The 22,874-nt window shown below is 72.0% G+C and carries 19 protein-coding genes; all 19 read left to right on the top strand.

Features of this window, described 5'->3' with window-relative positions; translation table 11 throughout:
- The first annotated feature begins 80 nt into the window (after positions 1–80).
- Positions 81–752 (top strand): DUF4097 family beta strand repeat-containing protein, encoded by a 672-nt coding sequence (locus tag OG737_RS34880; RefSeq protein ID WP_331723530.1) that lies wholly within the window; start codon positions 81–83, stop codon positions 750–752.
- Between the two features lie 33 nt (positions 753–785).
- On the top strand, positions 786–1,754 hold the full coding sequence (locus tag OG737_RS34875; protein WP_331723529.1) for an ATP-binding cassette domain-containing protein: 969 nt from the start codon (positions 786–788) through the stop codon (positions 1,752–1,754).
- A complete protein-coding gene (locus OG737_RS34870) occupies positions 1,751–2,542 on the top strand; it encodes an ABC transporter permease (protein WP_328930724.1) in 792 nt (263 codons plus the stop codon). The genes OG737_RS34875 and OG737_RS34870 overlap by 4 nt, the downstream gene beginning before the upstream one ends.
- Positions 2,543–2,744: 202 nt before the next feature.
- Positions 2,745–3,701, top strand: a complete 957-nt coding sequence (locus tag OG737_RS34865) for an aromatase/cyclase (RefSeq protein ID WP_331723528.1) — start codon at positions 2,745–2,747, stop codon at positions 3,699–3,701.
- A gap of 9 nt (positions 3,702–3,710) precedes the next feature.
- Positions 3,711–5,498 carry an acyl-CoA dehydrogenase gene (locus OG737_RS34860; protein ID WP_405922479.1) on the top strand — a complete coding sequence of 596 codons (1,788 nt, stop codon included), beginning with the start codon at positions 3,711–3,713 and terminating at the stop codon, positions 5,496–5,498.
- Positions 5,495–6,310: a 4'-phosphopantetheinyl transferase superfamily protein gene (locus OG737_RS34855; protein WP_331723526.1), complete on the top strand. Its 816-nt coding sequence runs from the start codon at positions 5,495–5,497 to the stop codon at positions 6,308–6,310. Before OG737_RS34860 ends, OG737_RS34855 begins: the two co-directional genes overlap by 4 nt.
- 85 nt (positions 6,311–6,395) lie before the next feature.
- Positions 6,396–8,531, top strand: a complete 2,136-nt coding sequence (locus OG737_RS34850) for a condensation domain-containing protein (RefSeq protein ID WP_331723525.1) — start codon at positions 6,396–6,398, stop codon at positions 8,529–8,531.
- A 56-nt stretch (positions 8,532–8,587) separates the two neighbouring features.
- Positions 8,588–9,811 (top strand): methionine adenosyltransferase, encoded by a 1,224-nt coding sequence (gene metK, locus OG737_RS34845; RefSeq protein WP_328930719.1) that lies wholly within the window; start codon positions 8,588–8,590, stop codon positions 9,809–9,811.
- A gap of 68 nt (positions 9,812–9,879) precedes the next feature.
- Entirely contained in the window at positions 9,880–10,872 is a 993-nt protein-coding gene (locus OG737_RS34840) for a carbohydrate kinase family protein (RefSeq protein WP_328930718.1), read from the top strand.
- On the top strand, positions 10,869–14,318 hold the full coding sequence (gene metH / locus OG737_RS34835; RefSeq protein ID WP_331723524.1) for a methionine synthase: 3,450 nt from the start codon (positions 10,869–10,871) through the stop codon (positions 14,316–14,318). Before OG737_RS34840 ends, metH begins: the two co-directional genes overlap by 4 nt.
- Positions 14,319–14,347: 29 nt before the next feature.
- Positions 14,348–15,283 carry a methylenetetrahydrofolate reductase [NAD(P)H] gene (metF, locus tag OG737_RS34830; RefSeq protein WP_328930716.1) on the top strand — a complete coding sequence of 312 codons (936 nt, stop codon included), beginning with the start codon at positions 14,348–14,350 and terminating at the stop codon, positions 15,281–15,283.
- A 35-nt stretch (positions 15,284–15,318) separates the two neighbouring features.
- A complete protein-coding gene (gene ahcY / locus OG737_RS34825) occupies positions 15,319–16,743 on the top strand; it encodes an adenosylhomocysteinase (protein WP_331723523.1) in 1,425 nt (474 codons plus the stop codon).
- Between the two features lies 1 nt (position 16,744).
- Positions 16,745–18,037 (top strand): MFS transporter, encoded by a 1,293-nt coding sequence (locus tag OG737_RS34820; RefSeq protein WP_331723522.1) that lies wholly within the window; start codon positions 16,745–16,747, stop codon positions 18,035–18,037.
- Positions 18,034–18,231 (top strand): DUF6059 family protein, encoded by a 198-nt coding sequence (locus tag OG737_RS34815; protein WP_328930713.1) that lies wholly within the window; start codon positions 18,034–18,036, stop codon positions 18,229–18,231. The genes OG737_RS34820 and OG737_RS34815 overlap by 4 nt, the downstream gene beginning before the upstream one ends.
- Before the next feature lie 84 nt (positions 18,232–18,315).
- Positions 18,316–19,884 (top strand): acyl-CoA carboxylase subunit beta, encoded by a 1,569-nt coding sequence (locus OG737_RS34810; protein WP_405681587.1) that lies wholly within the window; start codon positions 18,316–18,318, stop codon positions 19,882–19,884.
- Between the two features lie 32 nt (positions 19,885–19,916).
- Complete coding sequence (locus OG737_RS34805) at positions 19,917–20,117, top strand: acyl-CoA carboxylase subunit epsilon (RefSeq protein WP_331723520.1); 201 nt, start codon at positions 19,917–19,919, stop codon at positions 20,115–20,117.
- 104 nt (positions 20,118–20,221) lie between these two features.
- On the top strand, positions 20,222–20,590 hold the full coding sequence (locus OG737_RS34800; RefSeq protein WP_328930710.1) for a hypothetical protein: 369 nt from the start codon (positions 20,222–20,224) through the stop codon (positions 20,588–20,590).
- Between the two features lie 59 nt (positions 20,591–20,649).
- The gene (locus tag OG737_RS34795) at positions 20,650–22,101 is read left to right on the top strand and encodes an FAD-binding oxidoreductase (RefSeq protein WP_328930709.1); all 1,452 of its coding nucleotides are present in this window, start codon (positions 20,650–20,652) and stop codon (positions 22,099–22,101) included.
- On the top strand, positions 22,098–22,871 hold the full coding sequence (locus OG737_RS34790; protein ID WP_328930708.1) for an SDR family oxidoreductase: 774 nt from the start codon (positions 22,098–22,100) through the stop codon (positions 22,869–22,871). The genes OG737_RS34795 and OG737_RS34790 overlap by 4 nt, the downstream gene beginning before the upstream one ends.
- Positions 22,872–22,874 lie beyond the last annotated feature (3 nt).

Raw genomic sequence — 22,874 nt, 5'->3', positions numbered from 1 at the left:
GCGCAACGAATGTGTTGCCCAGTCTTTGAACGCAACGTAGCTTTTCCCTCATCGGAAACAGCGAGTCAAAGGAAAACGCCATGCTGAAGTTCGACACCGCCGTCCCGGTCGCCGCCGTCCTGGACATTCCCGCGGGGCGCATCCGGTTCATCGCCGCGGACCGGGCCGACACCACGGTCGAGGTCCTGCCCGCGGACGCCTCCAAGGGCCGTGACGTGAAGGCGGCGGAGCAGATCGAGGTCGGATACGCCGACGGCGTCCTGCGGATCGCGGCCCCGGCGGCGAAGAACCGGATCCTGGGCAACTCCGGTTCCGTCGAGGTGACGGTCCAGCTGCCGGCCGGCTCCCGCGTCGAGGCGAAGGCGGCCAGCGCGGAACTGCGGGGCGTCGGCCGGCTCGGCGACGTCACCTTCGAGGCCGCGCAGGCCACCGTCAAGCTCGACGAGACCGACAGCGCCCGCCTCACCCTCCAGGCCGGTGACATCACGGTCGGCCGCCTGGGCGGCCCCGCGCAGATCAGCACCCAGAAGGGCGACCTGCGCATCACCGAGGCCCTGCGCGGCACGGTCGAACTGCGCACCGAGGCAGGCGAGATCTCGGTCGGCGCCGCCCGCGGAGTCTCCGCCTCCCTGGACGCCGGCACCTCCTACGGCCGCATCCACAACGCACTGAACAACACCGACGGCGCCGCCGCCGGCCTGAACATCCACGCGACCACCACCTACGGCGACATCACCGCCCGCAGCCTCTGAAACCGCCCGCAGCCTGTAGAAGGAGCACCCCTCATGACCAACTTGGCCATCGCGGCGAACGGGCTGCGCAAGTCCTACGGCGACAAGACCGTCCTCGACGGCGTCGACCTGGCCGTCCCCGAAGGAACGATCTTCTCCCTGCTCGGCCCCAACGGCGCCGGCAAGACCACCGCCGTGAAGATCCTCTCCACCCTCATCTCCCCCGACCCCGCCGGTGGCCGGATCCACGTCGGCGGCCACGACGTCGCCACCGACCCGCAGGCCGTGCGTGCCGGGATCGGTGTCACCGGGCAGTTCTCCGCCGTGGACGGTCTGATCACCGGCGAGGAGAACATGCTGCTGATGGCGGACCTGCACCACCTGTCCAGGAGCGAGGGGCGGCGGGTCACCGCCGAGCTGCTGGAGCGGTTCGACCTCACGGAGGCCGCGAAGAAGCCCGCTTCCACCTACTCCGGCGGCATGAAGCGCCGCCTGGACATCGCCATGACGCTGGTCGGCAGCCCGCGGATCATCTTCCTCGACGAGCCGACCACCGGCCTCGACCCGCGCTCCCGGCACAACATGTGGCAGATCATCCGCGAGCTCGTCACGGGCGGGGTCACCGTCTTCCTCACCACCCAGTACCTGGAGGAGGCCGACGAGCTCGCCGACCGCATCGCCGTGCTCCACGACGGCAGGATCGCCGCCGAGGGCACCGCCGAAGAGCTGAAGCGGCTCGTCCCCGGCGGGCACGTCCGGCTCCGCTTCACCGACCCGGCCGCCTACCGGCGCGCCGCGTCCGCACTGCGCGAGGCCTCCCGGGACGACGAATCACTCGCCCTGCAGCTCCCCAGCGACGGCAGCCAGCGCGAACTGCGCTCCATCCTCGACCTGCTGGACTCGGCCGGCATCGAGGCCGACGAGCTGACCGTGCACACCCCCGACCTCGACGACGTCTTCTTCGCCCTGACCGGCTCCACCGTGCCCGGCCAGAACAACCAGCCCAAGGAGGCTGTCCGATGAGTTCCTTCTCCCTCGCCGTGCGCGACTCGTCCACGATGCTGCGCCGCAACCTCCTGCACGCCCGGCGCTACCCGTCGCTCACCCTGAACCTGCTGCTCACCCCGGTGATGCTGCTGCTGCTCTTCGTCTACATCTTCGGCGACACCATGAGCGCGGGCATCGGCGGAGGCGCCGCCGGCCGCGCCGGGTACATCGCCTACGTCGTTCCGGGCATCCTGCTGATGACCATCGGCAGCACCGTCATCGGAGCCGCGGTGTCCGTCTCCACCGACATGTCCGAGGGCATCATCGCCCGCTTCCGTACGATGGCGATCCACCGCGGCTCCGTGCTCATCGGGCACGTCGTCGGCAGCGTCCTGCAGTCGCTCGCCAGCGTGGTCCTCGTCGGGGCCGTCGGCGTGGCCATCGGCTTCCGGTCCAAGGACGCCACGGCCCTGGAGTGGCTGGCGGCGTTCGGGCTGCTCGCCCTCTTCGCCCTGGCTCTCACTTGGATCGCGGTCGGGATGGGCATGGCCAGCCCGAACGCGGAGGCGGCCAGCAACAGCGCCATGCCGCTGATCCTCCTGCCGCTCATCTCCAGCGCGTTCACCCCGATCGAGGGGATGCCGGGCTGGTTCCAGCCGATCGCCGAATACCAGCCGTTCACGCCCGTCATCGAGACCCTGCGCGGGCTGCTGCTCGGCACCGAGATCGGCCACAACGGGTGGCTCGCGGTCGCCTGGTCCATCGGCCTGGCCGTGCTCGGCTACCGCTGGTCGACCTCGAAGTTCAACCACGACCCGAAATAACCGCCATGACCACGCGGGCGCTTCCCGCAACTCGTGCCACCCGAGGGCGGCGTACACCGACACCCCGTCGACGTACGCCGCCCCGTTCGTGTGCGGGGAGGACATGGTCCCGGCCGTCCCTGACCGGCTCTCAAGCGGCCTTCCACCCCGCTTCCGGCGGCCTCGGGCACATTCGTGAGTCCAGGGCGAGAGAGGCGGGCCGATGTCAGGTGAGCGAGTGCACCACAAGACGTACACGGTGGACGTGACCGCACCCGCGGGCGTGGTGTACGGGCTGATCGCCGACACCACCCAGTGGCCGCTGATCGTGCCGCCCAGCGTGCACGTGGAGCGGCTCGACTTCGACGGGACCGAGGACCGGTTCCAGATGTGGGTCACCGCCAACGGCCAGGTGAAGTCCTGGTTCTCCCGCCGCGCCATGGACCCGGTGGCCCGCCGCGTCGACTTCCGGCAGGAGACCCCGGCGGCCCCGGCGCTGGCCATGGGCGGGCGCTGGAGCGTGGACGAGCTCGGCGCCACGCGGTCCCGGCTCACGCTCGACCACGACTTCACCGTGGCCGAGGACCGGCCCGACGACGCGGCCTGGCTGGCGCGCGCCACCGACACCAACAGCAGGGCCGAACTCGACCGGATCAAGGAGACCGCCGAGAACTGGGCGAGCCTGGACGACCTCCTCCTCACCTTCGAGGACCGCGTCACGGTCAAGGCGCCGCCGGAGCTCGTCTACTCCTTCCTCTACGGAGTCGACGACTGGCCCGCCCACCTCCCGCACGTCAGCCGCGTCAATCTGACCGAGGACGTGCCCGGCATCCAGCTGCTGAGCATGGACACCCTCACGGGCGACGGCTCGCGGCACACCACGGAGTCCGTCCGGATCTGCTTCCCGCACGCCTACCGGATCGTCTACAAGCAGACGGCGACACCGCGCCTGCTCGCCGCGCACACCGGCGAATGGTCGCTGTTCCCCGACGAGACCGGCGTCACCGCCGTCTCGCGGCACAGCGTCCTGCTGCGCGAGGAGGCGATCGCCGAGGTGCTGGGCCCGGACGCCGACATCGCCCAGGCCCGTGCATACGTACGCGAGGCGCTCGGCCGCAACAGCGTCGCCACCCTCGGCCGCGCCGCCCAGCACGCGGAATCCGCCGTCCGTACCCTCTGAAACGGGGAGTTGAGCACCACGATGACGATCTCCCTGGAACCCCGGCTGCCCACGGCCGCGCCCCCAGCGCCCCATGCATCCCACGCGGCCGATGCCGCCGCCCGCGCCGCCCGCCTGGAAAGCCTCCTCGGGGACCCGCACGACCCCGCCAATCCGCACGGCATCGCCGCCCTCGCCGCTGCCGACGCCCGGCGCGAACCGCCCGCCGCCACCGAGGAACTCCTCGCCGCGGCCGGGCTCGGAGCCGAGTTCGTGCCCGTCGGCTCAGGCGGCCGGCTGACCCGCGCCGACCTGCTCGCGCAGGTGCTGCGCCCCGTCTTCCGCCGCGACGTCGCCCTCGGCTTCGGTTACGGGATCACCTCGCTGTTCGCCACCGCCGCCGTCTGGGCCGCGGGCAACCCGGGGCAGCGGGCCACGGCCGCCGCGCCGCTGCTCGCCGGAGGCCGGGCCTCGATCGTCCACCACGAGATCGCCCACGCGAACGGCATCCTGCGCGACGAGTTCACCGCCGATCCCGATCCCGGCGGCTACCGGCTCAGCGGCCGCAAGGACGTCATCATGAACGCCGCCCGGTCCGGCGCGTACGCGGTCTACGCCCGGACCGCGTCCGCCCGCGGCCCGCGCAGCCACTCGGTCTTCCTGCTCGACGCCGACGTACTCGCCGCCGCCCGCGCCCGCGGACACCTCGCCCACCTGCCCCGCGTCACCACGCCCGGCATGCGCGGCGGCCTCTTCTCCGGGCTGGAGTTCAGCGACTGCCTGCTGCCCCGGCACACCCTGGTCGGACGCGAGGGCGAGGGCGTCGCCCTGGCCCTGCGCACCTTCCAGGTCAACCGGTGCCTGATCCCGGCCGTCGCCGTCGCCGCGGCGGACACCGTCCTGCACTCCGCCGTACGGGCCGTCACCGCGGGACGCACCGCTCCGGTCGCCCGGCGCTGGCACAAGCCGCTCGCCGGGGTCTTCGCCGACCTGCTGGCCGCCGACAGCATGGCGACCGTGTCGCTGCGCGCGCTGAGCCTGCTGCCCGAGCACGTCAACGTGCTGGCCGCGGCCGTCAAGTACGTCGTACCGGACATGCTCCGCGAGAACCTGGAGGAGCTCGCCGGAGTGCTCGGCGGCCACGGCTACGCGCACGGTGACGCGCAGTACGGCGCCCTCGACAAGCTGGTCCGCGACCTGCCGGTGGCCGGCCTCGGGCACGCCGGAACGGCCGCCTGCCAGGCCGTCATCGTCCCGCAGCTGCGCTCGCTGGCCTCCCGTTCCTGGTTCAGCGTGCCCGAGCCACCGCCCGGCCTGTTCCGCGGCGGGGCGCGCCTGCCCGACCTGGACTACCGGCTGCTGGGCATAGCCGGGGGCGACGACTTCCTCACCGCCTCACTGGTGGGCGCGGCCGACCGGCTCGCCACGATCCGCCGGGTCGGCGGGCAGATGGCCGCGCTCAGTGACCTCGCCGACGGCTTCGTGAACGAACTGCGGGCCCTGCGCGCGGACTGCGTGGCGCTGCCCGCCGAACGGGCCGCGCTGGCCGGCCCCGGGGTGGCCGTGCTCACCGACCGGTACGCGCTGATCCTGGCGGCCGCCTCGGTCCTCGGCGTCTGGGAGGCGCAGGACGGCACGGACGCCTTCCTCGCCGACCCCGCCTGGGCCGTACTCGCGCTGACGCGCATCGGCAGCCGTCTCGGCATCGCCGTGCCCGACCTGCCCGAGGGCTGCCTGGCGCAGGTGCTCGACGAGCTGATCCGCCGGCACCGCACCGGCCGCAGCTGCGACCTCGAAGGTACGGAGCTCACCCGATGAACCGCGCGGGCGCGCCGCCCATCCACGTCACCGGCCCCGACGGGCCCTGGGAAGCGGTCTCCGCGGCACTGGAACGTCGCGGCAGCGTCGTCGTGTACGCGACGTGGGGGGAGTGGCTGACCGCGGCGCTCGCCGACACCTCGCTGCGACCGCTGCTGGGCCGCGACTGGCAGCGCTACCGGCGCACCCCGGACGCCGCGGTCCGCTACCGCTTCGTCACCTCGCGCATGGTCGTCAAGTACACCGCGGCGGCGGCGCTGCGGACCGATCCGGCCGCGCTGGACCTGTCGTACCGGATCGGCGGACGCCCGTACATCCGCGGCATGAGCCAGATCGACGTCAGCCTCAGCCACACCGAGGACCTCATCGCCGTCGGTGTCAGCAGGACCGGACGGATCGGCGTGGACGTGGAGCCGGCCGGCCGGCGGATGTCCTTCGAGCTGCTGCGGGACCGGGTGTGCATCCCCGCCGAGGCCGCCGAACTGGACCGGATGCCCCCGGAGCGGCAGGTCGCCGAGATGCTCCGGCTGTGGACCCTCAAGGAGGCCTACACCAAGGCCCTGGGACAAGGGCTGAGGCTGGGGTTCACGGAATTCGGCTTCGGCCTGGCCGACGGCGGACTCCTGGGGCCCGACGGCAGCCCGGCCGGGGGCGGCGCGTGGTCGTTCGCCACGCACCGGGTGCTCAGGCGGTACCTGCTCAGCACGGCCTGTCATGACACCGGGCTGGACTCCGCGCGGGACACCGCGGTCGAAACGATGCTCGACGAAGGGTTCATGGGTGCCGTGGAGGAGGAACTGGGGGCCCGCTGACCTCACCGGACGGCTCCGTGACACCGGACACCGGACACCAGACAGCGACGTCAGACACGCAGAAGAAAAAGGAGGGAGGAATCCGATGAGCGCGGCCATGGCGGTCGTCCTCGTGCCCGGCCCGCCGCCCTCGCTGGAGCTGCACGGGCCGCTGGAGGCGGCACACCTGGAGGCGGCCCTCGCACTCCTCCCGGCCTGCGAGCCCACCCTGGAACGGCACTCGGACACCCACCACACCCTGACGGTGGCGCCCCACCCGTACCCCGTCGGGCTGCTGTCCGACCTGCTCAGCGCGGCGCCCGCGCGCCCGCGTCCGCGCCCCCGGACCCGCTCCACCGGCCCGGCCAGCCGCCCCCGGGCCGCCGGCTGCGGCCGCGGCCCGCGCCCGCCGGCCGTACCCGCGTCCCCGCTCCAGCGGGACCTGCTGCTCGACACGCTCGTGCGCCCCGGCGCCGGACTCCACGTCGAGCAGCTGCTGGCCCGCTGGTACGGGCCGCTGGACCTGCCCCGCTTCACCGCCGCATGGCGGACGCTGTACGACGGTGACGCGGCCCTGCGCACCGCGCTGGCCGACTCCGCGGGAGCACCGCCGTCGATGGTCGTCCACCCGCGGGTGGATCCGCGGATCGAGCACCACGGCCCCGGCGGCGCCGACTGGCACTCCCTCGTCCTGCGCGAGCGGCTGCGCGAGTTCGACCTGCGCGACCCGGGCCAGCTGCGCATCGTGCTGCTGGACGAGGACGCGCCGCCCGGGTCGGGGAGCCCGTCCGGGCCCACCCGCATCCTGTTCACCTACCACCGCGCCTTCCTCGACGAGCGCAGCGTGCGCGGCCTGCTGCGGGCCTTCCTGCGCGCCTACCTCGCCGACGGCAGGCCGCTGGGCGGCGAGCGCCGCCCCGACGTCCGCGACCACGCGCACTGGCTGGCCCGCCAGGACACCTCGGCCGCACGGGAGTTCTGGTGGCGGGCCGCCCCGCCGCCGGACGCCGTCACCCTGCCCGCCGTGCGGTCCGACGATCAAGGCACCCGGGCGGGCGAGGCACAGGAAGGTCCCGGCCACGGGCGCAACCGCGCGCGGCTCACCCCGCTGGAGGCGGCGCGGCTGCGGGCCTGGGCAGCCGCGCAGGGGGCGACCGAGTCGACCGCCCTGCACGCGGTGTGGGCGCTGCTGCTGTACCGGGCCGCCGCTCGCGCGCGGCGCCCCGACCCGGTCGCCGTCGCGTTCTCGGTGGCCGTCTCGGGCCGCGGCATCACCCTCGCCGGCGCCGAGCTGCTCTCCGGCGCGCTGGGCAACTCCCTTCCGCTGGACGTGGCCGTACGGGCCCACATGCCGGTGGCCCTGCTGCTGGACACGCTCAGCGGCCACGCGCTGGACCGCGCGGCCTACGAGTGGGTGTCCGCCGGGCAGATCGAGGACTGGACCGGCCGCCGCGGCACGGCGGCCGCGCCCTTCGAGTCCCTCGTCGTCTTCGAACCGCAGGCCGCCGCCGCCCACACCGGCTGGGGCTCCTCCGGTACGGGACCGGGGCGCGACGCCGTCGTGGACGAACTCGCCGAAGCGGGCGTACAGCTGGACCCGCCGGAGGTGCTCGCGGCGCACACCGCCCTGCCGTTCACCCTCTTCGCCCACCACGACACCTCGGGCGGACTGGTCCTGACCTCGGTCCACGACCGGGCCAGGTTCCAGGACGCCGACGCGGCCGGCCTGCTCTCCCAGGCGGCCCTGCTGCTGCGCACCCTGCCCGACGGCCGGGGCGCCCTGGACGTGTCCGGGGCCCTGGAACTGCTCGACGGCATCCCCGTACCGCGGGTGCGGCCCCGCCCGGCAGCCGCGGCGCGCGTCCTGCGCGCGGCCGCCCGTCCCGGGGCGGGCACGATCTGCCTGCTGCCGGCGCCGGGCTCGCCGCCCGGGTGTTACGACGGCCTCCCCGAGTTCTACGACGGTCCGCAGGCCCTGGTCACCCTGCCCGCCGGGGACGACCCGGCCCTGTACCTGCAGGCCCTGCGCCCCGCGCTCGCCCGCGGGGAGCCGGTGTGGCTCGGCGGGGCCTCCGGTGCGGGCGACGCCGCCTGGCGGGCCGCCGAGCGGATCGCCGCGCACGGCTGGCAACCGCCGCTGGTCGCCGTCGCCGGCGCCGCGGACGGCGGGACCGGCCTGCTGCGGTCGCTGGCCCGGGCGCTGACGGCCGCGGCGCGCCGCCCGCGGCTGGGCACCGTATGACGTCCACGTCCCTTCCGTCTCCTCCGTGCTCTCTGTCCCAACCCATCAGGAGTGACATGTCCCGCCGTCTGTTCACCTCGGAATCCGTGACCGAGGGCCACCCCGACAAGATCGCCGACCAGATCAGCGACACGATCCTCGACGCGCTCCTCACCGAGGACCCGGCCTCTCGCGTGGCCGTGGAGACCCTCATCACCACGGGTCTGGTGCACATCGCGGGAGAGGTGACGACGAAGGCGTACGCGCCGATCGCGCAGCTCGTCCGCGACAGGATCCTGGAGATCGGCTACGACTCCTCGGCCAAGGGCTTCGACGGCGCCTCCTGCGGTGTGTCCGTCTCGATCGGCGCGCAGTCCCCGGACATCGCGCAGGGGGTGGACACCGCGTACGAGCAGCGGGTCGAGGGCGCCGCCGCAGGTGAGGACGGCGACGAGCTCGACAAGCAGGGCGCCGGCGACCAGGGCCTGATGTTCGGCTACGCCTGCGACGAGACCCCGGAACTGATGCCGCTGCCGATCCACCTCGCGCACCGGCTCTCGCGCCGGCTCTCGGAGGTCCGCAAGAACGGCACGCTCCCGTACCTGCGCCCGGACGGCAAGACGCAGGTCACCATCGAGTACGACGGCGACAGGGCCGTGCGCCTGGACACCGTGGTCGTGTCCTCGCAGCACGCCTCCGACATCGACCTGGTGGGGCTGCTGACCCCCGACATCCAGGAGCACGTGGTCGACCACGTGCTGGCCCAGCTGGCGCAGGACGGCATCAAGCTGGAGACCGAGGGCTACCGGCTGCTGGTCAACCCGACCGGCCGCTTCGAGATCGGCGGCCCGATGGGCGACGCCGGCCTGACCGGCCGCAAGATCATCATCGACACGTACGGCGGCATGGCCCGCCACGGCGGCGGCGCCTTCTCGGGCAAGGACCCGTCCAAGGTCGACCGCTCCGCCGCGTACGCGATGCGCTGGGTCGCGAAGAACGTCGTCGCCGCCGGGCTCGCCTCGCGCTGCGAGGTCCAGGTCGCGTACGCGATCGGCAAGGCCGAGCCCGTCGGTCTCTTCGTCGAGACCTTCGGCACGGAGACGGTCGCCACCGACCGGATCGAGGACGCCATCGGCGAGGTCTTCGACCTGCGCCCGGCCGCGATCATCCGCGACCTGGACCTGCTGCGCCCGATCTACGCCCAGACCGCCGCCTACGGCCACTTCGGCCGCGAGCTGCCCGACTTCACCTGGGAGCGCACCGACCGGGCCGAGGCGCTCAAGGCCGCCGCCGCCCGCTGACAGCGCCCCGCCCCGCCCGCGCCCCGCCCCGGCGAGAGTCCGGCCCCCACCTGCCTTCAGGAGAGAACGTGCGTATAGCGGTGACAGGATCCATCGCCACGGATCACCTCATGGCCTTTCCGGGCCGGTTCGTCGACCAGCTGCTCCCCGACCAGCTGGAGCACGTCTCCCTGTCCTTCCTGGTCGATTCCCTGGAGATCCGGCGGGGCGGGGTGGCGGCCAACATCGCCTACGGGCTCGGCGTACTGGGGCTGGACCCGGTACTCGTCGGCGCCGTCGGCCCCGACTTCGGCGAGTACGAGGTGTGGCTGAAGGAGCACGGCGTGGACACCGGCGGAGTGCGCGTCTCCGCCGGGCACCAGACCGCCCGCTTCATGTGCATGACCGACCAGGACTCCAACCAGATCGCCTCCTTCTACGCGGGCGCGATGGCGGAGGCCGCCGAGATCGACCTGCGCGAGGTCATCGCCCGCGGCGGCCCCCTGGACCTGGTCCTCGTCTCGCCCAACGACCCGGCCGCGATGGTCCGTCACACCGAGGACTGCCGCCGGCTCGGCATCCCCTTCGCGGCCGACCCCTCCCAGCAGCTGGCCCGCCTCTCCCGGGACGAGGTGCGGGGCCTGATCGACGGGGCCCGCTGGCTCTTCACGAACGAGTACGAGTCCGCGCTGCTGCGCGAGCGGGCCGAGTGGAGCGTCGAGGACGTACTCGCCCGGGTCGGCACCTGGGTGACCACCCTCGGCTCGAAGGGCGTGCGCATCGACAGCGAAGGCGTTCCCGTCCTCACGGTGCGAGCCGTACCGGACGTGCCCGCCGAGGACCCGACGGGCGTCGGAGACGCCTTCCGCTCCGGCTTCCTCGCCGCGGTGAGCAAGGGGCTGCCGCTGGAGGCCGCCGGCCAGCTCGGCTGCGCGATGGCGGCACTGGTGCTGCGGGCCGTCGGCTCGCAGGCGTACGAGGTCGAGCCCGCCGGACTGCTCGGCACGGTCCGGGCGGTGTACGGGCCCGCGGCGGAGCAGCGGCTGGACGGCGTGCTGGGGTCCCTGGGAGGTGCGTCGTGAACCGGGCCGACGAGTTGCGCGAGGCGCTGGCCACCCGGGTGGTCGTCGCCGACGGAGCCATGGGGACGATGCTCCAGGCGCAGGACCCCACGATGGAGGACTTCCAGCAGCTGGAGGGCTGCAACGAGGTCCTCAACGTCACCCGCCCCGACATCGTCCGGTCGGTGCACGAGGCGTACTTCGCCGTCGGCGTGGACTGCGTCGAGACGAACACCTTCGGCGCGAACTTCGCGGCGCTCGCCGAGTACGACATCGCGGAGCGGGTGCACGAGCTGTCGGAGTCCGGTGCCCGCATCGCCCGTGAGGTCGCCGACGAGTTCACCGCCTCCACCGGGCAGCAGCGCTGGGTCCTCGGCTCGATGGGCCCGGGCACCAAGCTGCCCACCCTCGGCCACGCCCCGTACGTCACGCTGCGGGACGCGTACCAGGCGAACGCGGAAGGTCTCCTTTCCGGCGGCGCCGACGCGCTGCTCGTGGAAACCACCCAGGACCTCCTGCAGACCAAGTCCTCGGTGATCGGTGCCCGCCGCGCCATGGAGGCGCTCGGTGTCACCGTCCCGCTGATCTGTTCGGTGACCGTGGAGACGACCGGCACGATGCTGCTGGGTTCGGAGATCGGTGCGGCGCTGACGGCGCTGGAGCCGCTGGGCATCGACATGATCGGCCTGAACTGCGCGACCGGTCCGGCCGAGATGAGCGAGCACCTGCGCTATCTGGCGCGCAACGCCCGCATCCCGCTCTCCTGCATGCCGAACGCCGGGCTGCCCGTGCTCACGAGTGAGGGGGCGCATTACCCCCTGTCGGCGGCCGAGCTCGCCGACGCGCAGGAGACCTTCGTCCGTGAGTACGGGCTGTCGCTGGTGGGCGGCTGCTGCGGTACGACGCCGGAGCACTTGCGGCAGGTGGTGGAGCGGGTGCGGGGTGCGGCCGTCACCGGGCGGAAGCCGCAGCCGGAGCCGGGTGCGGCTTCGCTGTACCAGACGGTGCCGTTCCGGCAGGACACCTCGTACATGGCGATCGGGGAGCGGACGAACGCGAACGGGTCGAAGAAGTTCCGTGAGGCGATGCTGGAGGCCCGTTGGGACGACTGTGTGGAGATGGCGCGGGACCAGATCCGTGAGGGTGCGCACATGCTCGACCTGTGCGTGGACTACGTGGGCCGTGACGGCGTCGCGGACATGGAGGAGCTGGCCGGGCGGTTCGCGACGGCTTCGACGCTGCCGATCGTGCTGGACTCGACGGAGGTTCCCGTCATCCGGGCGGGTCTGGAGAAGCTGGGCGGCCGCGCGGTCATCAACTCCGTCAACTACGAGGACGGTGACGGTCCCGAGTCCCGGTTCGCGAAGGTCACCCGGCTGGCGCAGGAGCACGGCGCGGCGCTGATCGCGCTGACCATCGACGAGGACGGCCAGGCCCGTACCGCCGAGCACAAGGTCGCCATCGCCGAGCGCCTGATCACGGACCTGACCTCCAACTGGGGGATCCGTGAGTCGGACGTCCTCATCGACACGCTGACCTTCACGATCTGCACGGGCCAGGAGGAGTCGCGGGGCGACGGCATCGCGACGATCGCAGCGATCCGCGAGCTCAAGCGCCGCCACCCGGACGTCCAGACCACCCTCGGTCTGTCGAACATCTCCTTCGGCCTCAACCCGGCCGCGCGCGTCCTGCTGAACTCGGTGTTCCTGGACGAGTGCGTCAAGGCCGGCCTGGACTCGGCGATCGTCCACGCGTCGAAGATCCTGCCGATCGCCCGGTTCGAGGAGGAGCAGGTCACGGTCGCCCTGGATCTCATCTACGACCGGCGGGCCGAGGGCTACGACCCCCTGCAGAAGCTGATGGCCCTCTTCGAGGGCGTCAACATGAAGTCGTTGAAGGACGGGCGGGCGGAGGAGCTCCTCGCGCTGCCGCTGGACGAGCGTCTGCAGCGGCGCATCATCGACGGCGAGAAGAACGGCCTGGAGGCCGACCTCGACGAGGCCCTGCGGACCCGTCCCGCCCTGGACATCGTCAACGACACCCTCCTGGAGGGGATGAAGGTCGTCGGCGAGCTCTTCGGCTCCGGCCAGATGCAGCTGCCCTTCGTGCTCCAGTCCGCGGAGGTCATGAAGACGGCCGTTGCCCATCTCGAACCGCACATGGAGAAGACCGATGCCGACGGCAAGGGCACGATCGTGCTGGCCACCGTCCGCGGTGACGTCCACGACATCGGCAAGAACCTCGTCGACATCATCCTGACCAACAACGGCTACAACGTCGTCAACATCGGCATCAAGCAGCCGGTCTCGGCGATCCTGGAGGCCGCGGCCGAGCACAAGGCCGACGTGATCGGGATGTCCGGGCTCCTGGTGAAGTCGACGGTCATCATGAAGGAGAACCTTCAGGAGCTGAACCAGCGCAAGCTGGCCGCCGACTACCCGGTGATCCTCGGCGGCGCCGCGCTGACCCGCGCCTACGTCGAACAGGACCTCCACGAGATCTACGAGGGCGAAGTCCGCTACGCCCGCGACGCCTTCGAAGGCCTGCGCCTGATGGACGCCCTCATGGGCGTCAAACGCGGCGTCCCCGGCGTCGAACTGCCGCCCCTCAAACAGCGCCGCGTGCCCAAGCGGGACACTCCCTTCCTGGTGGCGGAGCCCGAGCCCGGCGGGCGTTCGGACGTGGCCGTCGACAACGCCGTGCCCACGCCGCCGTTCTGGGGCACGCGCGTCATCAAGGGCGTCCCGCTCAAGGACTACGCCTCCTGGCTGGACGAGACCGCCCTGTTCAAGGGCCAGTGGGGCCTCAAGGACGCCGAGACCATCGAGACGGACGGCCGGCCCCGGCTGCGCGGCTGGCTGGACCGGCTGCACACCGACGGGCTGCTCGAAGCGGCCGTCGTGCACGGCTACTTCCCCTGCGTGTCCAAGGGCGACGACCTGATCATCCTCGACGAGAACGGATCCGAACGGACCCGTTTCACCTTCCCGCGCCAGGGCCGCGGCCGCCGCCTGTGCCTCGCCGACTTCTTCCGGCCCGAGGAATCCGGCGAGACCGACGTCGTCGGCCTCCAGGTCGTCACCGTCGGCTCGAAGATCGGCGAGGAGACGGCCCGGCTGTTCGCCGCCGACGCCTACCGCGAGTACATGGAGCTGCACGGGCTCTCCGTGCAGCTCGCCGAGGCCCTCGCCGAGTACTGGCACGCCCGGGTCCGCGGCGAACTGGGCATCACCGGATCCGACCCGGCGTCCATGGACGGCATGTTCCGCACCGAGTACCAGGGCTGCCGCTATTCCCTCGGCTACCCGGCCTGCCCCGACCTGGAGGACCGCGCGAAGATCGCCGACCTGCTCCGGCCGGAGCGCATCGGTGTCCACCTCTCGGAGGAGTTCCAGCTCCACCCCGAGCAGTCCACCGACGCGATCGTCATCCACCACCCCGAAGCCTCGTACTTCAACGCGCGCTGACCTCTCCGGACGCCGAAGGGAACCGAGTCATGGCAGCAGTCCTCACCGAGCGCCCCGCGCTCCCGTCCCCCGAGCCCGCACCCGCGCGCCCCCGCCCCGACGTACGCGAACTGCTGGCCAGTGGCCGGCGCTCCTTCTCGTTCGAGTTCTTCCCGCCGAAGACCGAAGCGGGGGAGCGCACGCTCTGGGACGCGATCCGGCGGATCGAGGCCCTCGCGCCGTCCTTCGTCTCCGTCACGTACGGGGCGGGAGGTTCCTCCCGCGACCGTACGGTCGAGGTCACCAAGCGGATCGCGACCGAGACCACGCTGCGCCCGGTGGCCCATCTGACGGCGGTCGGGCACTCGGTCGCCGAGCTGCGGCACATCATCGGCCAGTACGCGGACGCGGGGATCCGGGACGTGCTCGCCCTGCGCGGGGACCCGCCGGGAGACCCGAAGGGGGTGTGGACCCCGCACCCGCAGGGCTTCACGCACGCGCACGAACTGGTCAGCCTGATCCGCCGACTGGGCGACTTCACCGTCGGCGTGGCCGCGTTCCCCGAGCGCCACCCGCGGTCCCCGGGCTGGACCGAGGACATCCGGCACTTCGCGGCCAAGTGCCAGGCGGGCGCCGACTACGCGATCACGCAGATGTTCTTCCAGGTGGAGGACTACCTGCGGCTGCGCGACCGGCTGGCCGCCGTCGGCTGCCTCACACCGGTGATCCCCGAAATCATGCCCGCCACCGACGTACGGCAGATCCGCCGGTTCGCCGAGCTGAGCGACGCCCGCTTCCCCGAGCACCTCGCCCGGCGCCTGGACGCGGTGCGCGACGACCCGGCCGCGGGCCACGCCGTCGGGGTGGAGTACGCGACCGCGATGGCCGAACGGCTGCTTGCCGAGGGCGCCCCGGGCCTGCACTACATCACCCTCAACCGTTCCACGGCGACCCGAGAGATCCACCAGAACCTGAACGTCAACTGACCCTGAACCTCGACGTCCACACACCGGAGTAGTCCATGCCCAGCCAGCCCACAGCCGAGTTCACCGACTTCAAGGTCGCCGACCTCTCCCTCGCCGCGTTCGGCCGCAAGGAGATCACGCTCGCCGAGCACGAGATGCCGGGCCTGATGTCGATCCGCGCCGAGTACGCGGCCGCCCAGCCGCTGGCCGGGGCGCGCATCACCGGCTCCCTGCACATGACCGTGCAGACGGCCGTGCTCATCGAGACGCTGGTGGCTCTCGGCGCGGAGGTCCGCTGGGTGTCGTGCAACATCTACTCGACGCAGGACCACGCGGCGGCGGCGATCGCGGCGGCCGGCATCCCCGTCTTCGCCTGGAAGGGCGAGACGCTGGAGGAGTACTGGTGGTGCACGGAGCAGGCGCTGACCTGGCCGAACACCCCCACCGGCGGCCCGAACATGATCCTCGACGACGGCGGTGACGCCACCCTCCTCGTCCACAAGGGCGTCGAGTACCAGAAGGCCGGCGCCGTTCCCGACCCGTCCACCGCGGACAACGAGGAGATGGCGCTGGTCCTGGACCTGCTGGGGAAGACCACCCTCGACTGGACGGCGCTGGCGGCGGAGATCCGCGGCGTGACCGAGGAGACCACCACCGGTGTCCACCGCCTCTACGAGATGCACCAGGCGGGCTCGCTGCTCTTCCCGGCGATCAACGTGAACGACGCCGTCACCAAGTCGAAGTTCGACAACAAGTACGGCTGCCGCCACTCGCTGATCGACGGCATCAACCGCGCCACCGACGTCCTCATCGGCGGCAAGACCGCCGTGGTCTTCGGCTACGGCGACGTCGGCAAGGGCTGCGCGGAGTCGCTGCGCGGCCAGGGCGCGCGCGTCATCGTCACCGAGATCGACCCGATCTGCGCGCTGCAGGCGGCGATGGACGGCTACCAGGTCGCGACGCTGGACGACGTGGTGGAGACGGCGGACATCTTCATCACGACCACGGGCAACAAGGACATCATCATGGCCTCGGACATGGTCAAGATGAAGCACCAGGCGATCGTGGGCAACATCGGCCACTTCGACAACGAGATCGACATGGCCGGTCTGGCCAAGGTCGAGGGCATCGTCAAGGACGAGGTCAAGCCGCAGGTCCACACGTGGAAGTTCCCCGACGGCAAGGTCCTGATCGTGCTGTCCGAGGGCCGTCTGCTGAACCTGGGCAACGCGACCGGCCACCCCTCCTTCGTGATGTCGAACTCCTTCGCGGACCAGACGCTGGCCCAGATCGAGCTCTTCACCAAGCCGGCCGAGTACCCGACCGACGTCTACGTGCTCCCCAAGCACCTCGACGAGAAGGTCGCCCGCCTCCACCTCGACGCCCTCGGCGTCAGGCTGACGACGCTCCGCCAGGAGCAGGCCGACTACATCGGCGTCCCCGTCGAGGGCCCGTACAAGCCGGACCACTACCGCTACTGACGTGTTCCAGTCCCTGTCCGTACGCAACTTCCGGCTCTTCGCCACCGGCCAGCTGCTGTCCGTGATGTGCACCTGGATGATGTTCATCGCCCAGGACTGGCTGGTGCTGTCGCTCAGCGGCGACTCGGCCACCGCCCTCGGGCTCGTCACGGCCGTGCAGTTCACCCCGACGCTGCTCCTGACCCTGTACGGGGGACGGCTCGCCGACCGGTACGACAAGCGCAAGCTGCTGATCCTCGCGAACCTCGCGGCCGGGCTGCTCGCCCTCCTCCTCGCCCTCGTGGTGCTGGCGGGGCGGGCGAGCCTGCCGGTCATCCTCGTCTTCGCCGGCTCCCTGGGCGCCGTGTCCGCCGTCGAGTCGCCCACCCGGATGTCCTTCGTCAGCGAGCTCGTCGGCAGCGATCTGCTGCCCAACGCCTCCGCGCTCAGCGCCGCGTACTTCAACACCGCGCGCATCCTCGGCCCCGCCCTCGCCGGGCTCCTGATCAGCGGATCCGACTCCACCGGACCGGTGATGCTGCTCAACGCGCTCAGCTACCTGGCCACCGTCGCCAGTCTGATGATGATGCGCACGAAGGAGCTGCAGCGCACCGGAGCCGCCCCGGGCGGCGCCAGGATCGCCGACGCCCTGCGCTACATCAGGGGCAGGCCCGACCTCGTCATGCCGCTCGGCCTCGTCGCCGCCGTCGGCATGTTCGGCTTCAACTTCGCGCTCACCCTGCCGCTGCTCGCCAAGACCGTCTTCCACTCCGGATCGGCCAGCTTCGGGCTGCTGACCACCGCCATGGCGGCCGGCTCCCTGCTCGGCGCCTTCGCCGGCACCGCCCGCCGCGGCCGGCCCGGCCCCGGACTGGTCATCGGCGCAGCCCTCGCCTTCGGCGTCCTGGAGACCGCCAGCGGCCTCGCGCCCAGCTACGCCCTCGCGATCCCCCTGCTGGCGGCCACCGGCTTCGCCACCATCTCCTTCGCCCAGGCCGCCAACCACCGCATCCAACTGGGCAGCGACCCGCGCTACCGAGGCCGCGTACTGGCCCTCTACACCATGATCCTTCAGGGGTCCACCCCGCTCGGCGCCCTGCTCGTCGGCTGGCTCTGCGAGCACTACGGGGCACGCTCCGGCCTGTACACGGGCGGCCTGGTCACCGTGGCGGCGGCCCTCACGGCCCTGTACGCGCACCGGCGCACCCGAGACCGGTCCTCAAGCGGACTTCCACGGGACGTCGAGGGCGCCGGGCGAGGGTTGGCTGGTTCCGAAGTGCGTTCCCGGCCCACAGAACGGAGGCCGCGCGTATGAGACCGCACCGAGTGCTCCACGCCGTCTACAAGATGCTGGTCGCGGCGGGCAGCATCTGGGTCTGGTTCCCGCCGGACGAGACGAGCGTCCCGCAGGGGCCGCCTCCCCGGCACCCGGAGAGGCTCCGCCCGGATCTCCCGTTCGACGAGACCGAGACGGCCCTGTTCCGGCAGCTGATCGGCCTGTGGCAGTGAACCCCGGCCGCACCCCGCGGGCCAGCCGCCCGGTCGCACCCGCACACCTCCCCCTCCCTACAGTCCCGGAGGAAACCCGTGAGCATCACTGACGTCGCCCCCGCCCGCATCCAGGACCGTGCCGCGGAACTGGCCGACATCAAGGCCCAGGCCGTGGCCGGGCCCGACCCGAAGGCCACCGAACGCCAGCACGCCAAGGGCAAGCTGACGGCGCGGGAGCGCATCGAGCTGCTGCTCGACGAGGGCTCGTTCCACGAGATCGAGGCCCTGCGCCGGCACCGGGCCACCGGATTCGGGCTGGAGGACAAGAAGCCGTACACCGACGGGGTCGTCACCGGCTGGGGCACGGTCCACGGGCGGACCGTCTTCGTGTACGCCCACGACTTCCGCATCTTCGGCGGCGCCCTCGGCGAGGCCCACGCGCAGAAGATCCACAAGGTGATGGACCTCGCGCAGTCCGCCGGCGCCCCCCTGGTCAGCCTCAACGACGGCGCGGGAGCCCGTATCCAGGAAGGCGTCACCGCCCTCGCCGGCTACGGCGGCATCTTCCAGCGCAACACCCGGGCCTCGGGCGTCATCCCGCAGATCTCGGTGATGCTGGGCCCGTGCGCCGGCGGCGCCGCGTACTCCCCGGCGCTGACCGACTTCGTGTTCATGGTCCGCGAGACCTCGCAGATGTTTATCACCGGCCCGGACGTGGTCCGCGCGGTGACCGGCGAGGAGATCACCCAGAACGGCCTCGGCGGCGCGGACGTCCACGCGGCGGTCTCGGGCGTTGCGGCCTTCGCCTACGACGACGAGGAGAGCTGCCTCGCCGACGTACGGTTCCTGCTGTCGCTGCTGCCCTCCAACAACCGCGAGACCGCGCCCCGCGAAGAGTCCGACGACCCCACCGACCGGCGCACCGACGCCCTCGCCGACCTTGTCCCGGCCAACCCCAACCAGGCCTACGACATCCGCAAGGTCATCGAGGAGATCGTCGACGACGGCGAGTACTTCGAGACCCAGCCGGCCTGGGCGCAGAACGTCGTGTGCGCGCTGGCCCGCTTCGACGGACACGTCACCGGGATCGTCGCGAACCAGCCTTCCGCGATGGCCGGGGTCCTCGACATCCACGCGAGCGAAAAGGCCGCCCGCTTCGTGCAGTTCTGCGACGCCTTCAGCATCCCGCTGGTCACCCTCGTCGACGTACCCGGCTTCCTGCCCGGCGTCGACCAGGAGCACAACGGCATCATCCGGCACGGCGCGAAGCTGCTGTACGCCTACTGCAACGCCACTGTCCCGCGGATCCAGCTGATCCTGCGCAAGGCCTATGGCGGCGCCTACATCGTCATGGACTCGCGCTCCATCGGCGCCGACGTCTCCCTGGCCTGGCCCAGCAACGAGATCGCCGTGATGGGCGCCGAGGGCGCGGCCAACGTCATCTTCCGGCGGGAGATCGCGGCGGCCGAGGACCCGGACGCCGAGCGGGCGCAGAAGATCAAGGAGTACCAGACCGAGCTGATGCACCCCTACTACGCCGCCGAGCGCGGCCTGGTGGACGACGTCATCGACCCGGCCGAGACCCGCTCCGCGCTCATCGGCTCGCTCGCGATGCTCCGCTCCAAGTACGCCGACATCCCGTCCCGCAAGCACGGCAACCCGCCGGTGTGAGCCGCTGCTCCGGGACACGAGGAGGCAGACGCATGACCACCACCTGGAAGATCACCGGCGGCAACCCCTCCGCGGAGGAGACCGCCGCCCTCACCGCCGTCCTGACGTCCCTGCTGGCCCGGCGGGCCGCCGCCGCGCAGGCGCCCGCCGCGGACGCCGGGGTCACCGGCAGCGGCTGGCACCGCACCCACCGCAACCCGCACGCCTGCGCCGGGATGTGGCGCGGCAGATGACCGGGCCCGCCCGCTGAAGGGCCGTTCAAGTACGGCTCCAGCCCGGGGCGGCACCGTATCGACGGCACACCACGCAAACCGAAACCCATGTCAGGAGAATCGCCATGACCGACGCGAGGCTGGTCGGAACCTGGACCACGGAGCTGGAGGACGACGGTAAGTCCGTGTTCGGACTGGCGTCCTTCACCGGTGACGGCGGCGTCACCTGCTACCAGGTCAACGCCAAGAACATCGGCCTGGGCAACTGGGAGTCCACCGGACCGGACTCCTTCCACTACAACTTCCACATCCTCGCCGTCAGCCCCGAGGGCGAGCACGTCGGCGAGGCGCACGTCTTCGTCACCGGCGAGTTCGTCTCCGACGACGAGTGGGTCGGCACCGGCGGCGCCAACTTCTACTCGCCCAAGGGCGACCTGCTGCGCGGCCACGAGGGCTCCAAGGTCAGCGCCCGCAAGTTCGGCATCGACAAGTAGCCGGACGGGCCGACCCGTCTCGTACCCCGGACCGGGAACTCACGGAGGAAAGAACCCCCATGCTGCGCGACGAACTCAAGGGTGAGCTGGTTCTCCCGTCCGATCCGGGGTACCGGCTCGCCAGGCAGCTGCAGAACACCGAGTACGACTCGGTGACCCCGTACGCGGTCGCCTACTGCGAGTCCCACGAGGACGTCCTCGCCTGCGTACGGCACGCCCAGGACACCGGCGTACGGGCGCACGTGCGCGGCTCCGGCCACAGCTTCAACGGCTGGTCCACCGGCACCGGCCTGGTCATCGACCTGTCCCGGATGAACCACGCCGTCGCCGACGGCCCCGCCGTGCGCATCGGCGCCGGCGTGCAGTCCCTCGACGCGCTCGACACCCTCAAGGCACAGGGACGCCAGATCGTCACCGGCACCTTCCCCACCGTCAGCCAGGGCGGCTTCCTGACCGGCGGCGGACTGGGCTGGCAGACCCGCAAGTTCGGCGTCGCCAGCGACCGGATCCTCTCCGCCCGGGTCGTCCTCGCCGACGGGCGGACCGTCCGCGCCTGCGCCGACGAGCACCCCGACCTGTACTGGGCGCTGCGCGGTGGCGGCGGCGGGAACTTCGGCATCGTCACCGAGTTCGAGCTGCGGCCCGTCGACGCCCCGCTGCTGACCGCCTTCGAGACCCTGTGGTCCTACGAGGACGCCCCCGGCGTACTGGCCGCCTGGCAGGCCTGGGCCGCCGCGGCCTGCGAGGACCTCGGCACCTCCCTGGTCGTACTGCCCGGCATGTTCGGGCCCGGCGGCAAGCCGATCGTCAAGATCTGGGGCGTGCACCACGGGGCGCCCGAGGAACTGGAGCGGGCCCTCGACGAACTCACCGAGGCCGCCGGCACCAAGCCCGTGCACCGCGAGGTCGGCGCGCCCGGAGCGTACGCCGAGGTCATGCACGAGGCGCTGTGCGGATCCAAGACCGTCCAGCAGTGCCACCGCACCGGCACCCACCCGGACGCGATCGGCCACCGTCACCCGTACACCCGGCAGGCCTACCGGCTCACCGGCCGGCCCGTGACGCACACCGAGGCCGAGTCCCTGCTGGGGGCCTGGAACCCGGACCTCGACAACGAGCGCTACCTGCTGTGTATCGCGCTCGGCGGCGCGGCCAACCGGGTCGGCCGCACCGAGACCGCGTACGTCCACCGCGACGCCCAGTTCCTGACGGGCTTCCAGATCGCCACGCGCGACGAGGAGTCGGCGGCCCGGGGCCCGGCCGAGCTCGACGAGTGGGCCGACCGCTGCGGCGCGGCCCTCGCCCCGCTGGCCACTGGCTCGTACATCAACTTCCCCAGCTCGCGGGTGCCGGCGGACTGGGAGGGCGACCACTACGCGGAGAACGCCCCCCGGCTGCGCGACATCAAGCGCGCCTACGACCCCGAAGGCTTCTTCCGGCACGGGCAGAGCATCGGCGCCGGACCGGACACCGCCCACAGCGCCCACCAGACCACGAAGGCAGGACGATGAAGACGGATCTCACGGACAAGGTGGTGCTCGTCACCGGCGCCTCCCGGGGCATCGGCCGGGCCACCGCCGTCGCCTACGCGGCGGAGGGCGCGCGCGTCGCGATCACCTACCACTCCGACGAGGCGGGCGCGAAGGAGACGGCCGAGCAGGTCGCCGCCGCCGGCGGCACGCCCTACGTGGTCCGCTACGACCTCGCCAACGAGGACTCGATCCGCGCCGCCGTCGCCGCGGTCGGCGCCGAGTGGGGCGGCATCGACGTGCTCGTCGCCAGCGCGGTGGAGTGGGGCGACGCGATCCCGCGGCCCGGCCGGCAGATGCCCGCCTTCGAGGAGGTCCCGGTCGAGCAGTGGCAGCGGGTCCTGCGCACCTCGGTCGACGCCGTCTTCCACACCATCCAGGCCGTCCTGCCGCACATGCGCGGCCGCGACTGGGGCCGCATCGTGCTCGTCGGCGCCGGGCTCGCGAACTCCGGGATGATCGGCGCGGGCGCGTACGGCGCCGCCAAGTCGGGGCTGTTCGGGCTGGTCCGCAGCCTCGCCTGGGAACTGGGCCCCGCGGGGATCCTGGTCAACGAGGTCGTCCCCGGCCAGACCCTCACCGAGAACGTGCTCACCCACGCCTCGCCCGCCTTCCTGGAGAACAAGGCCAAGTCCCTGCCGTCGGGCCGGATGAACACCCCCGAGGACGTCGCGCGCACGATCGTCTTCCTCGGCTCCGCCGCCAACGGGAACGTCCACGGCGAGGCCCTGCGCGTCACCGGCGGACTCTGAACC

The organism is Streptomyces sp. NBC_00122, from assembly GCF_045160845.1.
Taxonomy (GTDB): Bacteria; Actinomycetota; Actinomycetes; order Streptomycetales; family Streptomycetaceae; genus Streptomyces.
The sequence above is the reverse complement of the archived record's forward strand: the minus strand, read 5'-3'. Positions and strand labels throughout refer to the sequence as shown.